The organism is Pseudomonas sp. R-28-1W-6, from assembly GCF_009799925.1.
Lineage (GTDB): Bacteria > Pseudomonadota > Gammaproteobacteria > Pseudomonadales > Pseudomonadaceae > Aquipseudomonas.
Genome location: NZ_WELK01000007.1, coordinates 28,868 through 42,558 on the forward strand (window position 1 = coordinate 28,868; position 13,691 = coordinate 42,558).

12 protein-coding genes are annotated in these 13,691 nt (G+C 69.1%); 8 read left to right on the forward strand and 4 right to left on the reverse strand.

Annotated features, from left to right (window positions below):
* The first annotated feature begins 102 nt into the window (after positions 1-102).
* Positions 103-474, forward strand: coding sequence for an antitoxin Xre/MbcA/ParS toxin-binding domain-containing protein (locus F3I62_RS13915; protein ID WP_160490241.1), 372 nt, complete (start codon positions 103-105; stop codon positions 472-474).
* 312 nt (positions 475-786) lie between these two features.
* The gene (locus tag F3I62_RS13920) at positions 787-1,539 is read left to right on the forward strand and encodes an RES family NAD+ phosphorylase (RefSeq protein ID WP_160490242.1); all 753 of its coding nucleotides are present in this window, start codon (positions 787-789) and stop codon (positions 1,537-1,539) included.
* A 17-nt stretch (positions 1,540-1,556) separates the two neighbouring features.
* Here F3I62_RS13920 and zapE read toward each other — a convergent pair whose 3' ends face one another.
* Positions 1,557-2,711, reverse strand: a complete 1,155-nt coding sequence (gene zapE / locus F3I62_RS13925) for a cell division protein ZapE (protein WP_160490243.1) — start codon at positions 2,709-2,711, stop codon at positions 1,557-1,559.
* Between the two features lie 450 nt (positions 2,712-3,161).
* On the opposite strand from zapE, the gene F3I62_RS13930 reads away from it, so the two are divergent.
* Both F3I62_RS13930 and rmuC read left to right on the forward strand, forming a co-directional pair.
* Positions 3,162-3,584, forward strand: coding sequence for a tetratricopeptide repeat protein (locus F3I62_RS13930; protein WP_160490244.1), 423 nt, complete (start codon positions 3,162-3,164; stop codon positions 3,582-3,584).
* Between the two features lie 177 nt (positions 3,585-3,761).
* On the forward strand, positions 3,762-5,123 hold the full coding sequence (rmuC, locus tag F3I62_RS13935; protein WP_160490355.1) for a DNA recombination protein RmuC: 1,362 nt from the start codon (positions 3,762-3,764) through the stop codon (positions 5,121-5,123).
* A gap of 108 nt (positions 5,124-5,231) precedes the next feature.
* On the opposite strand, the gene F3I62_RS13940 is transcribed toward rmuC, so the two are convergent.
* From F3I62_RS13940 to F3I62_RS13950, 3 genes are all read right to left on the reverse strand, one after another.
* Positions 5,232-6,500 (reverse strand): MgtC/SapB family protein, encoded by a 1,269-nt coding sequence (locus F3I62_RS13940; RefSeq protein ID WP_160490245.1) that lies wholly within the window; start codon positions 6,498-6,500, stop codon positions 5,232-5,234.
* A gap of 57 nt (positions 6,501-6,557) precedes the next feature.
* Positions 6,558-7,256: a pirin family protein gene (locus F3I62_RS13945; RefSeq protein WP_160490246.1), complete on the reverse strand. Its 699-nt coding sequence runs from the start codon at positions 7,254-7,256 to the stop codon at positions 6,558-6,560.
* Positions 7,257-7,407: 151 nt separating this feature from the next.
* Positions 7,408-10,878, reverse strand: coding sequence for a PAS domain-containing hybrid sensor histidine kinase/response regulator (locus F3I62_RS13950; protein ID WP_160490247.1), 3,471 nt, complete (start codon positions 10,876-10,878; stop codon positions 7,408-7,410).
* Positions 10,879-11,068: 190 nt separating this feature from the next.
* Between F3I62_RS13950 and F3I62_RS13955 the strand changes: the two genes are divergently transcribed.
* The 4 genes from F3I62_RS13955 to F3I62_RS13970 all read left to right on the forward strand — a co-directional run bounded on the left by F3I62_RS13955 (position 11,069) and on the right by F3I62_RS13970 (position 13,656).
* On the forward strand, positions 11,069-11,638 hold the full coding sequence (locus tag F3I62_RS13955) for a GNAT family N-acetyltransferase (protein WP_160490248.1): 570 nt from the start codon (positions 11,069-11,071) through the stop codon (positions 11,636-11,638).
* On the forward strand, positions 11,631-12,470 hold the full coding sequence (locus tag F3I62_RS13960; protein ID WP_160490249.1) for an AraC family transcriptional regulator: 840 nt from the start codon (positions 11,631-11,633) through the stop codon (positions 12,468-12,470). Before F3I62_RS13955 ends, F3I62_RS13960 begins: the two co-directional genes overlap by 8 nt.
* Positions 12,471-12,616: 146 nt before the next feature.
* Complete coding sequence (locus F3I62_RS13965) at positions 12,617-13,327, forward strand: AzlC family ABC transporter permease (protein WP_160490250.1); 711 nt, start codon at positions 12,617-12,619, stop codon at positions 13,325-13,327.
* The gene (locus F3I62_RS13970; RefSeq protein WP_160490251.1) at positions 13,327-13,656 is read left to right on the forward strand and encodes an AzlD domain-containing protein; all 330 of its coding nucleotides are present in this window, start codon (positions 13,327-13,329) and stop codon (positions 13,654-13,656) included. Before F3I62_RS13965 ends, F3I62_RS13970 begins: the two co-directional genes overlap by 1 nt.
* Positions 13,657-13,691 lie beyond the last annotated feature (35 nt).

Consider the following 13,691-nt stretch of genomic DNA (forward strand, 5'->3'; position numbering starts at 1 on the left):
GCCTGCGCAAGCGCCGGCCAGCCCCGCCGTCGGTGCATATCCTGGTGTTCGTTTGGTTGTTTTATTGCTATGTTTGTATCAAACAGACATCAGGAGACGGTCATGAGTGCGCTTGGCAAGCCCCGCGTCGCCGCGGATGCGGTTCTGCTCAAGGCCCTGCTCAACAGCCGCGAACAGCTGGGCCTTACCCAGCAGGAACTGGCGCAGATAGTCGGGGTCAACCGTTCGGCCATCAGCCGCTGGAACGACAGCGGCGGCCTGCGCCCGCAGAGCAAGACCGGCGAGCTGGCGCTGTTGCTTATCCGCGCCTACCGGGCGCTGTTCGCCCTGTTCGGCGGCAACCTGGAGGACATGCGCCACTTCCTGCGCACCGAGAACCGCCACCTGGCCGGCGTACCGCTGCAGCAGATGGGCCAGGTGCAGGGCCTGGTGCGGGTGGTCGAGTATCTCGACGCCATCCGCGGCAAGGTCTGAGAACCTGTCTCGGATCTCTTGATCGTCGGCCATGCTGCGTTGAAATTGGGCTCGGACTGCTCATTTACACCTCGTAAACTCCGCGTCCTCACCCAATTGATTCGCTGGCGCTCACCCTTCGGGCCAGCCTTTGGCTGTTACTCCCAATGGTCGTTGCGCCTTGCCTGGCTCTAGCTCAAAAGATCCTAAACAGCTTCTGAGGCCGCTGCCGGGACCGTCCTCGTGCGGCTGCCGCTAAGCGCCCGGACTACAGACCGATCTTCTTACCCCCGACTTTCACGCCCGCCGCCGGCGGGCCCAGCGAGCATCGATATGGATATCTGGCAGGCCTGTGCTGGCGCAGAGCAGATTGCCCCATTGCGTGGGCGCCTGGTGCGCCTGGTGGAAAGCCAGGAGCAGGTGGCCACCCTGCAGCTGGTCGACACCCTGGAGGAGCAGGCCCTGCTCGAACAGCTGCTGGAGACCAGCAAGCCGCCGCTGCCGGCCAGCGACGAACCGCTGCACTACCTGCTGCATACGCCGTTTCGCTACCCGCCGCTGCGCTGGGGCTCGCGCTTCGGCCGCCGGCATGAGCCGAGCCTGTTCTACGCCGCCTGCCGCCTGGATACGGCGATGGCCGAGACGGCCTTCTACCGCTTTGTGCTGTGGCACGGGATGCTCGAGCCGCCGCCGAGCGGGCGGATTCTCAGCGAACATGCCTCGTTTGAGGCACGCTACCAAGTCGAGCGCGGCATCCGCCTGCAGCTGCCGCCGTTCGACCGCCACCGCGAGCTGCTGGCGCACCGCAGCGACTACCGCGCCACCCATGAGCTGGGCAGCGCCATGCGCGAGGCCGGCGTGGAGGCGTTCGAATTTCCCTCGGCGCGCTGCCCGCTGCGGGGCAACAACGTGGCGCTGTACCGCCCGCAGGCCTTCGCCGAGCGGCGCCCGCGCAACCTGCAACCCTGGCTGTGCGAGACCACGGCCGGCTACGTGGCCTTCAAGAGCGCCCAGGGCCTGGATACGCCGCGGGTGTTTGAGTTGGCGCTGTTCCTGGTCGACGGGCGCCTGCCGCAGCCGGCCTGAGCCGGCTCGGCGGCGTCTCAGTCGACCGCGACGGGCTGCTGCGCGGCCGGTGCCGTCGAGTCCGCCCCGTTGGTGAACCGCTGCAGCTGCATTTCCTGCAGGCGGCTGAGGGTGCGGCGGAAGGCGAAGTCCAGGTGGCCTTCGGTGTACAGCTCGTTCAGTGGCACTTCGGCCTCCAGATAGAGCGGCACCTTGCGGTCGTAGCACTCGTCGACCAGGGCGATGAAGCGGCGCACCGCGTCGTCGTGCACCGACAGCGCGGCGAGCTGGCGATCCCCGGCCACCACCCGTTCGACGCCGTCCTCGGTGCCGCGGGCAATCTTCGCCGGGCGGGTGGCCGCGCTGAGGTTGGGCAGCGCGCCGAGCAGGATCACCTGGAACTGGTCGCACAGGGCGATGAAGTCGAGGGCCGCCAGCGGCTGCGCGCACAGATCGGCGAAGTGCAGCCAGACCACCGTGCTTGCCCGCCGCTGCACCCGGATCGGCCGGCGGCCGAGCTGGATTGCCTCCCGCGAGATCGGCTGGCCGGCGCTCAGGCGCTCGAATACCGCCGCCAGGGCGCTGCCTTGGTCGGTCTGGCCGAGCCAGTAGCGCTGGTGCTGCCGGCCCGGATGCAGGCGATGGTCCTGCCCGCCATCGACGCCGACCACCTGCATGTGGCGGCCAATGGCCTCAATCGCCGGCAGCAGGCGTTCGCGGTTGAAGCCATCGGCATACAGCTGCTGCGGCGGCTGGTTGGAGGTGGCGAGCAGGGTCATGCCCTGGGCGAACATCGCCTGCAGCAGGCCGCCGAGGAGGATGGCATCGCCGATGTCGCCGACGAACAGCTCGTCGAAGCACAGTACCCGCACCTCGCTGCTCAGTTCGCGGGCCAGGGCCTGCAGCGGCTCGGCGGTGCCGGTGAGCTGGAACAGGCGCCGGTGCACCCATTGCAGGAAATGGTGGAAATGCTGGCGCCGCGCCGGTACGCGCAGGCCCTCGTAGAAGCGATCCATCAGCCAGGTCTTGCCCCGCCCGACCGGGCCCCACAGGTAGACGCCGGGCACCGGCTGCTCGCCGGCATGCAGGGCGTCCTGGCAATTCTGCAGCGCCTCGACGGCCTGCCACTGGGCGAGATCGGACTGGAAACCCTGTTGATCGATGGCGTGCTGGTAGGCGGCGAGAAGGGACATGGACGGGCGCTGAAGTCGGTTCGATGGGCGGCGCGGTTTTATAGCACGCCGGCTGGCGGCGGAGCCCGGGCCCGCCGCGGCCAGGGCGCCGGCTGCGCCCCCAAACGGGGCAGGGCGCGGCCCGCGCCGGAGAACTTGTGCACAATTGCGAGGCAGCTTGTCAACCCGCTGTCATAAATGCGCCTAAGCGCTTGATTCTCCGTTGCGTTTTTTCAAGTTATTGAAAAATATGGAGTTTTTTTATTGGTGAAAAAACCACCAGTTTGACCGAAAGCCCCAAGCCATCGGTGGTAAGCCGGGTTTCCCGCAAGTTGTCCACGGAGTTATCCACAGCTTTTGTGGATTGTTTAGAGTGCTTGTTCTAGAGCGCTTTTTTGCCGCAGTGGCAAGTCTTTACCGGAGAAAAAAAGCGTGTAGAGTGGCGCGCCCTTGCCGCCATCAGCTGCCTTCATGAAGTCTCGCGCGCTGTCCGCTTCTGTTGCTTCTTCGTCCACCGAGAGCTCGCGTCTGCTCCTGCGCATGGCGTTGTGGCTGCTCGACCGGCCGCGCCTGGGGCGCAGTGCCGGCATCAAGCGCCTGGCCGGGCGCCTGCTCAAGCAGCCCGCCCGGCGCGGCGTGGTCGAGGCGCAAAGTCGCCTCGGGCAACTGCTGTGCCGCGATTGCGGCAATGCCCGCGACCGCCGCATCGGCCTCGAGCTGCTGCGCCAGGCTGCGCGCGCCGGCGATGCGCGCGCGCAGCTGGAGCTGGGCCGTCAGTACTGCCAGCCGCGCCAGCGCGAGCCACTGCAGGCCCGCCACTGGCTGGAACTGGCGGCGGCCCAGGGCTCCCACGAAGCCGCCCGGCTGCTCGGCAGGCTGAACCCAACCGGCTGATGGCGGGCGGGTATACTGCCGGGCATCGCGTTGCTGACAGTGAGTGTGCCCGTGCCTGTGTCCTTTACCCTCGATCCGTCCAACCTGCTGCTCGGCCTGCTGCTGGCCGCCGTGCCCCTGGCCCTGCTGGCCTGGCGTCTGCAGCGCCAGCTGGCGACCCAGGCCGCCGAGCGGCTGCTGCTGGAAGAGCGCCTGAGCAGCACACGCCTGGCCCAGGAGGGCCTGTCCGCCCAGCTCGACAGCAGCCTCGACGAATTGCGCCACCTGCAGGGTGAGGGCGCGCGCCAGCAGGCCGAGCTGGCGGCCCTGCGCCGCGAGGCCGAGCTGCTCGGCATCGAACGCGAGGGCGCGCGGGTGGCCGCGCAGGACTGGGGCCGCGAGCGCGAACAGAAGGAAGGCGAACTGCGTCGCCTGGAAAGCCACAACGCCGGCCTGGCCGCCGAGCTGCGCGAACAGCAGGAACATCACCAGCAGCGCCTCAGCGATCTGCAGGCCGCCCGCGACGAGCTGCGCGCGCAGTTCGCCGAGCTGGCCGGGAAGATCTTCGACGAGCGCGAGCAGCGCTTCGCCGAAACCAGCCAGCAGCGCCTCGGCCAGTTGCTCGACCCGCTCAAGGAACGCATCCAGGCCTTCGAGAAGCGCGTCGAGGAAAGCTACCAGCAGGAGGCCCGCGAACGTTTCTCCCTGGGCAAGGAGCTGGAGCGCCTGCAGCAGCTCAACCAGCGCCTGGGCGACGAGGCGACCAACCTGACCCGTGCCCTCAAGGGGCAGAAGACCCAGGGCAACTGGGGCGAGCTGGTGCTGGAACGGGTACTGGAGCACGCCGGCCTGGAGAAGGGCCGCGAGTACGAGACCCAGGTCAGCCTCAAGGGCGCCGATGGCGAGCGTTTCCAGCCGGACGTGCTGATCCAGCTGCCGGGCGACAAGCAGGTGATAGTCGACGCCAAGGTCAGCCTGACCGCCTACCAGCAATACATCGCCGCCGACGACGAAGTGATCCGCCAGCAGGCGCTCAAGCAGCACCTGCTGTCCCTGCGCAGCCACCTCAAGGGGCTGGCCGGCAAGGACTACAAGCGCCTGGACGGCCTCCATAGCCTGGATTTCGTGCTGCTCTTCGTGCCCATCGAGGCGGCCTTCGCCGCGGCCCTGCAGGCCGACCAGAACCTGTTCCAGGAAGCCTTCGAGCAGCATGTGGTGATCGTCAGCCCGACCACCCTGCTGGCCACCCTGCGGGTGATCGACAGCCTCTGGCGCCAGGAGCGGCAGAGCCAGAACGCCCGTGAGATCGCCGAGCGCGCCGGCCAGCTGTACGACAAGTTCGTCGCCTTCATCGGCGACCTGGACGAGGTCGGCAGCCGCCTGCTGCAGCTGGACAAGGCCTACGCGGCGGCGCGCAACAAGCTCTGCGAGGGCCGTGGCAACCTGATCAACCGGGTGGAAAACCTCAAGCTGCTCGGCGCCCGCGCCAGCAAGAGCCTGCCGGCGGACCTGCTGGAACGGGCGGCCGGCGTGCCGTTGCTGGACGAGGCGGGCGAGTAGGCGCTGGCCGGCGATTTCCCGTATAAGCGGCTCTAGCCGCGATCGGGAGCGCCTCGGTGCGGCCGGCTTTCGCGGCTAAAGCCGCTCCCACGAAACGTGCGCTGCGTGTCAGAGCAGCAGCAGGGCGGCGAAACCGACCAGCAGGCCGAGCAGCATCACCGGCACCGTGCGCAGGGCCAGTTCGCGGCCGCCGATCAGGGCGATCAGCCCGGCCTTGACCAGGCTGTTGCTGAACGCGGCCAGGTAGATGCCCTGCACCGCCAGGTCCGCGGCCAGGTCGCTGTGCGCGCTGCGTGCCAGCGACAGGGTGATGGCGTCGACATCGCTGAGCCCGGACAGGATCGCCACGCCATACACCCCAGCATCGCCGAACCAGGCCCGCGCCGCCTCGATCAGGAACAGGATCAGCACCAGCAGGGCGGCAAAGCGCAGGGCCGGGCCCAGTTCGAAGGGGTTCTTCAGCGGTGGCTCGATGACCTCTTTCAGTTCCAGCCCGGCAATCTGGTAATAGACCAGCGCGCCCGCGGCATACACCAGCGCGGCCAGCAGCAGCGGCACCAGCAGCGCCGGCAGCAGCGCGCCGTTGACCACGCCGACTTCCAGCAGCATGCGCGGGAACATCAGCGCCGAGGTGGCCAGCAGCGCGCAGGCCAGCAGGGCGCGCATCTGCCGGCCATCGTGCAGGCGCGACAGGGTCAGGGTCATGGCGGTGGAGGAGACGATGCCGCCGAGCAGGGCGGTGACCAGCATGCCGTGGCGGGTGCCGACCAGGCGGATGGCGACGTAGGCGGCGAAACCGATGGCGGCGATCAGCACCACCATCCACCAGGTGGCGTAGGGGTTGAAGGCCTGCCAGGGGCCGTAGCCCTGGTTGGGCAGTACCGGCAGCAGCACCAGGGAAATGAACAGCAGCTTCAGCGCACCGGACAGCTCCGCCGCCGACAGCCGGCGCAGGCCGCTGTGCAGGGGTTCCTTGAGGCTCAGCAGCAGGGCCACCACCACCGCGCCGCCGGCGGCCAGGGCGCTGCCGTGGCTGAGCGCCAGGCTGCCGAGGAGAAAGGTCAGGAGCAGGGCGATTTCGCTGGTCAGGCCCAGGTCGCCGCTGCGCCTGACCTCGCCCAGGTAGCCGGCCAGGGCGTGCAGGCCGACCAGCAGCAGCACGGCGATCCACGCGGCGACGCCGAAATGGCTGCCGAGCAGGGCGGCCAGGCCGCCGAGCAGACCGACCAGGCCGAAGGTGCGGATGCCGGCCACCAGGTGGGTGTCGTCGCTGTCGCGGGCACGCCAGCCGCGCTCGGTGCCGATCAGCAGGCCGACCGCCAGGGAGGTGGCCAGGGCCAGGGCGAGGTTGAAGTCGAGCGTGGCGGTGGTCGGCATGGCGCGTCCTTGAGCGGTGGCTTCACTGCAGTGTAACCCCGCTCATGGCAACAGACCCTAGGCCACGTCGACCAAAATCACCTCGCTGTCCTCAATAGCGCTCACTCGCACCACGTCCTCGTCTGCGATGGCCAGGCCATCGCGTTCGGCGGCGCGCACGCCGTTGACCTCGATCTGCCCGCTGGCGGCCACCAGGTAGCCTTTGCGCAGGCGCCCCAGCGGGTACTCGGCGCTCTGCCCGGCGCTCAGGGTGGCGGCGGCCAGGCGCGCGTCGGTGCGGATCGGCAGGGCGTCCTCGTCGCCGGCATGGCCGCTGGCCAGCACCACGAAGCGGCCGGCGCGTTCACCCTTGGGGAACGGCTTGCTGCCCCAGGACGGCGCGGTGCCGCGCTGGTTGGGCATGATCCAGATCTGGAAGATCTTGCTGGTCGTCTCTTCCAGGTTGTACTCGGAGTGGCTGATGCCGGTGCCGGCGCTCATCACCTGGACATCGCCGGCGGTGGTGCGGCCCTGGTTGCCCAGGTTGTCGCGGTGGCTGATGGCGCCTTCGCGGACGTAGGTGATGATTTCCATGTCGTGGTGCGGGTGCGGCGGGAAGCCGCTGTGCGCGGCGATCTCGTCGTCGTTCCAGACCCGCAGCGCGCCCCAGTTGAGCCGCTGCTCGTCGTGGTACTCGGCGAAGGAGAAGTGGTGGCGGGCATTCAGCCAGCCATGCTGGGCGTGGCCGAGGCTGTTGAAGGGGCGCAGTTCGATCATGGCGGTGCTCCTGCTGGGGCGGTGCGCGTTGGGCACCACGGGCTAGGGCTGCATGATCTATCTGGTCTATCCGGATAAAAAGCGCAAAAAACCCGGATTATTGATCTGTTTATTCGATGCGTTTCCGGGCCTGCCGCCGGCAGGCCCGGGTTCAGCTCAGGCTCAGGTGGCGGCTGATCAGCGCGCGCAGGGCCGCCGGCTTGACCGGCTTGGCCAGGTAGTCGAGGCCGGCGGCATGCACCGCGGCCACCAGCTCCGGGCGGCCGTCGGCGCTGATCACCACGCCGGGCAGCGGTTCGCCCAGGCGGGTGCGCAGCCAGGCCATCAGCTCGGTGCCGGTGTCGCCCTCGTCGAGGTGGTAGTCGACCAGCGCCAGTTGCGGGCGCACGTCCTCGTCCAGCAGGTGTTCGCACTCCAGGCGGTTGCGCGCCGTCCATACCTGGCAGCCCCAGCGCGACAGCAGGCTGTGCATGCCGGTGAGGATGCTGTCCTCGTTGTCGATGCACAGCACCTGGGCGCCGCCGAGGGCCTGGCCGTTGAGCTCGCCGACCAGCCGCGGCGCCACGGCGCTGGCCTGCCTGGCCAGCGGCACGCTGACGCTGAACACGCTGCCCTTGCCCGGCCAGGAGCGCACTTCCAGGCGATGGCCGAGTACCCGGCACAGGCCGTCGGCGATCGCCAGGCCCAGGCCCAGGCCCTTCTCGGCGCGGGTCTGGTGGCTGTCCAGGCGCTTGAACTCCTCGAAGATCACCTTGCGCTTGTCCTCGGGGATGCCCGGGCCGCGGTCCCAGACCTCCAGGCGCAGGTTCTGCCCCTCGCGGCGCACGCCCAGCAGCACGTGGCCCTTGGCATAACGGAAGGCGTTGGTGAGGAAGTTCTGCAGCACCCGGCGCAGCAGCTTGGGGTCGCTTTCGATGCGCAGCTGGCTCGAGCGCAGGCGGAAGTCCACCCCCTGTTCCTGGGCCAGGGCCTTGAACTCGGCGCCCAGGGCCTCGAACAGCTGGCCCAGCGGGAAGCTGCTGAGGTCCGGGGTGATGCGGCCGTTCTCCAGGCGCGAGATGTCCAGCAGGTCGCTGATCAGGTCTTCGGCCGAACGCAGCGAGCTGTCTAGGTGACGCACCAGTTCCTGGGCCTCGCGCGGCAGGGCCTCCTGCTGGTGGGAGAGGGCGGCGGAGAACAGCCGGGCGGCGTTCAGCGGCTGCATCAGGTCGTGGCTGACCGCGGCGAGGAAGCGCGTCTTCGACTGGTTGGCGGCCTCGGCAACGCCCTTGGCCTCGGTGAGCGCCTGGTTCAACAGGGAGAGTTCCCGGGTGCGCGCCGCGACCCGCTGCTCCAGGCCTTCGTTGGCCTCCTTGAGGGCCCGTTCGGCCTCGCGGAACTCGGTGATGTCGGTGAAGCTCATGACGAAGCCGCCGCCGGGCATCGGGTTGCCGATCAGCTCGATGACCCGGCCGTTGGGGAACAGCCGTTCCGAGGTGTGGGCGGTGCCCTGGCGCATCCAGTACAGGCGCTTCTCCACGTGCTTGTCGGCTTCGCCCGGGCCGCACAGGCCGCGCTCGGCGTTGTAGCGGATGATGTTGGCGATCGGCCGGCCGACGCTGATCAGCCCTTCCGGGTAGTCGAACAGCTCCAGGTAGCGGTGGTTCCAGGCCACCAGGCGCAGGGACTGGTCGACCACGCTGATGCCCTGGGTGATGTTCTCGATCGCGCCCTGCAGCAGGGCGCGGTTGAACTGCAGCACCTCGGAGGCTTCGTCGACGATGCGCACCACGTCCTCGACCTGCATCTCGCGGCCTTCGATGGCCGCGCGCACCACGGCGCGGGTGCTGGATGCGCCGAGCACGCCGGCGAGCAGGCGCTCGGTGTGGGCGATCCACTCGCTGTTGGCGCTCTGGGTCGGGTTGAACGGCTTGTCCTGCTGGTAGGCGAAGCGCATGAAGCTCTGCCGGGCGCGCTCCTCGCCGACGAAGCGGGCGGCCAGTTCCTGCAGGTCGGCGACTTGGACCGCCAGCAGGTTGCGGCTGCCCGGGCGGGCGGCGATTTCCTGGCCGATGAAGCGCCCGGCCTGCCAGTGCTCGGAGACCCGCGTGCGCGAGAACCAGGACACCCAGCCGAACAGCAGCCAGTTGCCGGCCAGCGACAGCAGCACGCCGCGGGTCAGCGGGTCGATGTCGAAGCCGACCGGGTAATACAGCAGCTCCGGCAGCAGCGGGAAGCTGTCCAGCGACCAGCGCAGGCCGCCGGCCACCAGCGGCAGGACCAGGATGTAGAACCACAGCGCGCAGCCGGCGGCCAGGCCGGCGAACACGCCGCGGCGGTTGGCCTGCTTCCACACCAGGGCGCCGAACATGGCCGGCGCCAGCTGGGCGATGGCGGCGAACGACAGCTGGCCGATGGTGGCCAGGCTGGCATTGGTGCCGAGCAGGCGGTAGCACACGTAGGCCAGCAGCAGGATGGCCACGATGCTGACCCGGCGGGCGCTGAGCATCCAGTGGCGGAAGGCCTCGAACGGCCGCTCGGCGCTCTGCCGGCGCAGCAGCACCGGCAGCAGCATGTCGTTGGAGATCATGGTCGACAGCGCCACCGAGGCGACGATGACCATGCCGGTGGCGGCCGAGGCGCCGCCGATGAAGGCCAGCAGGGCCAGGGCCGGATGGGCTTCGGCCAGCGGCAGGCTGATGACGAAGGAGTCCGGCTGCACGCCGGCCGGCAGCAGCAGCTGGCCGGCCAGGGCGATGGGGATGACGAACAGCGCGGCCAGCACCAGGTAGGCGGGGAACACCCAGCGTGCCAGGCGCAGGTCCTTGGGTTCGATGTTCTCCACCACGGTGACGTGGAACTGCCGCGGCAGGCAGACGATGGCGGTCATGGCCAGTCCGGTCTGTACCAGCATCGCCGGCCAGTTCACCGTCTCCGCCCAGAATTCCTGCAGCGCCGGGGCCTGCACGGCCTGGCGCGACAGGTCGGCGAAACCGTCGAACAGACCCCAGGTGACGAACACGCCGACGGCGAGGAAGGCCAGCAGCTTGACCAGCGATTCGAAGGCGATCGCCAGGACCATGCCGCGGTGGTGCTCGGTGACATCCAGGTTGCGCGTGCCGAACAGCACGGTGAACAGGGCCAGCACCAGGGAGATGATCAGCGCGGTGTCCTGGCCGCTGCTGGTGCTGGGCGTGGCGCCGATCAGCATGTTGATGCCGAGGACGATGCCCTTCAGCTGCAGGGCGATGTAGGGCAGGATGCCGACCAGGCAGATCAGCGCCACCACCACCGCCAGCGCCTGGGATTTGCCGTAGCGGGCGGCGATGAAGTCGGCGATCGAGGTGATGTTTTCCTGCTTGCTGATCATCACCATCTTCTGCAGCACCCAGGGGGCGAACAGCAGCAGGAGGATCGGCCCCAGGTAGATCGGCAGGAACGACCAGAGCTGGCCGGCGGCCTGGCCGACCGCGCCGAAGAAGGTCCAGCTGGTGCAGTACACCGCCAGCGACAGGCTGTAGACCCAGGCCCGCACCCGCGGCGACAGCGGCGCGCGGCGACGGTCGCCATAGAAGGCGATGGCGAACAGGATGGCCATGTAGACCAGGGCAACCAGGGCGATCAATCCGCCGGACAGCGACATGCAGACTCCACAATGAATATGGCCCGGGCAACTCCGGGCGGCACCAGCCATCCGGCGCGGCCGGTGGGCTAGAGCGTAGTCTCGCATGGGCCGCGCGTGCCGTCAGGCCGACCATGGTCGCAAGCGGCTTGAGCCGGCTGCATGGCCCTGTTAGCGTGGCCGGCCGTGGTCGTTCTACCGGAGTTTCGCGATGTTTCAGCCGCACCCCATAGCCCTGCAGCAGGGCGCCTTGCGCCTCGACCCGCTGGTCGAGGCCGACCTGCCCGGCCTGCTGGCGCTGGCCGAGGCCAATCGCGAGTCTCAGCAGTACATGAGCGGCACCACGCGTCCGGACTGGTACCGCACGGCCCTGGCCGAGCACCGCGCGCAGACGGCGGTGGTCTTCGCCGTCCGCCTGGCCGGCGAGCTGGTCGGCACCACGCGTTTCTTCGACTTCAATGCGGCGCTGCCGGCCGCCGAGATCGGCTACACCTGGCTGGACAGCCGCCAGCACGGCACCGGGCTGAACAGCATGATCAAGTACCTGCTGCTGCGTCATGCCTTCGAGGACTGGCGCCTGGTGCGCGTGCAGCTGAAGACGGCGGCGAGCAATCTGCGCTCGCAGCGCGCCATCGAGAAGCTCGGTGCGGTGCGCGAGGGCCTGTTGCGCAACCACCGGCGCCTGGCCGACGGCCGCCTCGACGACACGGTGCTGTACAGCATCACCGACAGCGAGTGGCCGCAGGTCAAGCAGCAGCTGGAGGCGCGCTTCGGTGCCTGAGCCGGCGAGCGCCGAGGAACAGTCGCGCTTCAGCGCGGTGGCGGAGCTGGACGGTCTCGAACTGCTCAGCGCGCGCTTCATTGACCACAGCTTCGCCCCCCATGTGCACGACAGCTACGCCATCGCGGTGCTGGAGGAGGGTGCCGAACGCTACCGCTATCGCGGCGCCGAACACCTGGCGGCGGCCGGCAGCTTCGCCCTGCTCAACCCGGACGAGGTGCACACCGGCTCCAAGGCCAGCGAGCAGGGCTGGCGCTACCGGGTGTTCTATCCGCATCCCGGGCAGCTGCAGGGGCTGCTGGCGGAGCTGGAACTGCCCCACGGCAGCGCGCCGATGTTCCATGGCAGCGTGCACCGCGATGCCGACCTGGTCGGCGCCCTGCTGCGCCTGCACCGCCTGCTCGAACACCCCGACACCCCGGCCCTGCAGCGCCAGACCCGCTGGCGCGAGGTCATGCTGCAGCTGTTGCAGCGCCATGCGCGGGTGCCCGCGGTCCGGGCGCCCGGCCAGGAGCCGCAGGCGGTGGCGCGGGCCAAGGAGCTGCTGGCCGCCAGCCTGAGCGAGCCGCCGGCCCTGGAACAGCTGGCGCAAGCGGTGAACCTGTCGCCATTCCACTTCGCCCGGGTGTTCCGCCGCGCCACCGGCCTGCCGCCGCATGCCTGGCTGCGGCAGCGCCGCCTGGAACAGGCGCGGGCCCTGCTCAGGGGCGGCTGCGCACCGCTGGAGGTGGCGCTGCGCCTGGGTTTCGCCGACCAGAGCCACCTCAGTCGGCAGTTCAAGCAGGCCTACGGCATCGCCCCTGGCGCCTACCGCAGCGCCTGCGTCGGCTGAGTCGTCGCCCAGCCCGCAGCTGAGCGGCCGGCTCTTGTGGGAGCGGCGTCAGCCGCGATAGCGCGGTGCCCGGCTGACCGATTGCGCAAGATCGTTCAAGACGCACGGCGCACGAGCGGCTAGCCTCACGCTCTCAAGGAGGTTCCATGTCCCGTCATCACGAATTCCTGCAGGGCGCCCGCGACATGCTGCCGATGCTGCTCGGCGCCATTCCCTTCGGCATCATCTTCGGCAGCCTGGCCGGTGCCGCCGGCCTCACGCCCTGGCAGACCATCGGCATGTCCGTGCTGGTGTTTGCCGGTTCGGCGCAGTTCATCGCCATCAGCCTGCTCGGCGGCGGCGCGACCCTGGCCGTGCTGCTGCTCACCACCTTCGTGGTCAACCTGCGCCACGCCCTGTACAGCGCCAGCCTGCAGCCCTTCGTGCGTCATCTGCCGCGACGCTGGCGCATGCCGCTGGCCTTCTGGCTGACCGACGAGGCGTTCGCCGTGGTCCAGCATCGCTATGCCGAGACGGATGCCTCGCCGCACAAGCACTGGTACTTCCTCGGTGCGGCGCTGGCCATGTACCTGAACTGGCAGCTGTGCACCCTGATCGGCCTGCTGTTCGGCCAGGCGGTGCCGAACATCGCGGCCTGGGGGCTGGACTTCGCCATGCTCGCCACCTTCATCGGCATCGTCGTGCCGATGCTGCGCAGTCGCCCGCAGGTGGCGGCGGCGCTGGTGGCCGGGGCGGTGGCCCTGGCCTGTCACGGCCTGCCGTACAAGCTCGGGCTGATGGCGGCGGCGTTCAGCGGCATCCTGGTCGGCGTGCTGCTGGAGCGGCGCAGGCAAAGCCTGCTGGAGGCGCCGCTGTGATGGCCAACTGGACCCTGATTCTCGGCATGCTGGCGATCACCTTCGCCATCCGTTACAGCCTGTTCGCCTTCCCCGACCTGCAGTTTCCGCCGCTGGTGCGCCAGGGCCTGCATTACGTGCCGACCGCGGTGCTCACCGCCATCGTCGTGCCCGGCATGCTGCTGCCGGACGGCCAGCACTGGGCCGTACGGCTGGACAACGCCTACCTGCTGGCCGGACTGTCGACCATCGCCATCGCCGCGCTGACCCGTCACCTGCTGGCGACCATCGCCGGCGGGCTGCTGGTGTTCTTCCTGCTGCGCGCCTGGCTCGGGCAGTTGCCGATCTAGAACGGCAAACGGCCTCTTGCGAGGCCGTTCGTGTC

What these genes read in the sequence shown, in the direction of transcription:
- F3I62_RS13920 (WP_160490242.1), top strand. Translation starts at nt 787, where the DNA reads ATGGATATCTGGCAGGCCTGTGCTGGCGCAGAGCAGATTGCCCCATTG.
- F3I62_RS13970 (WP_160490251.1), top strand. Translation starts at nt 13,327, where the DNA reads ATGGCCAACTGGACCCTGATTCTCGGCATGCTGGCGATCACCTTCGCC.
- F3I62_RS13950 (WP_160490247.1), bottom strand. Translation starts at nt 10,878, where the DNA reads ATGTCGCTGTCCGGCGGATTGATCGCCCTGGTTGCCCTGGTCTACATG.
- zapE (WP_160490243.1), bottom strand. Translation starts at nt 2,711, where the DNA reads ATGTCCCTTCTCGCCGCCTACCAGCACGCCATCGATCAACAGGGTTTC.
- F3I62_RS13945 (WP_160490246.1), bottom strand. Translation starts at nt 7,256, where the DNA reads ATGATCGAACTGCGCCCCTTCAACAGCCTCGGCCACGCCCAGCATGGC.
- F3I62_RS13930 (WP_160490244.1), top strand. Translation starts at nt 3,162, where the DNA reads ATGAAGTCTCGCGCGCTGTCCGCTTCTGTTGCTTCTTCGTCCACCGAG.
- F3I62_RS13955 (WP_160490248.1), top strand. Translation starts at nt 11,069, where the DNA reads ATGTTTCAGCCGCACCCCATAGCCCTGCAGCAGGGCGCCTTGCGCCTC.
- F3I62_RS13915 (WP_160490241.1), top strand. Translation starts at nt 103, where the DNA reads ATGAGTGCGCTTGGCAAGCCCCGCGTCGCCGCGGATGCGGTTCTGCTC.
- F3I62_RS13965 (WP_160490250.1), top strand. Translation starts at nt 12,617, where the DNA reads ATGTCCCGTCATCACGAATTCCTGCAGGGCGCCCGCGACATGCTGCCG.
- F3I62_RS13940 (WP_160490245.1), bottom strand. Translation starts at nt 6,500, where the DNA reads ATGCCGACCACCGCCACGCTCGACTTCAACCTCGCCCTGGCCCTGGCC.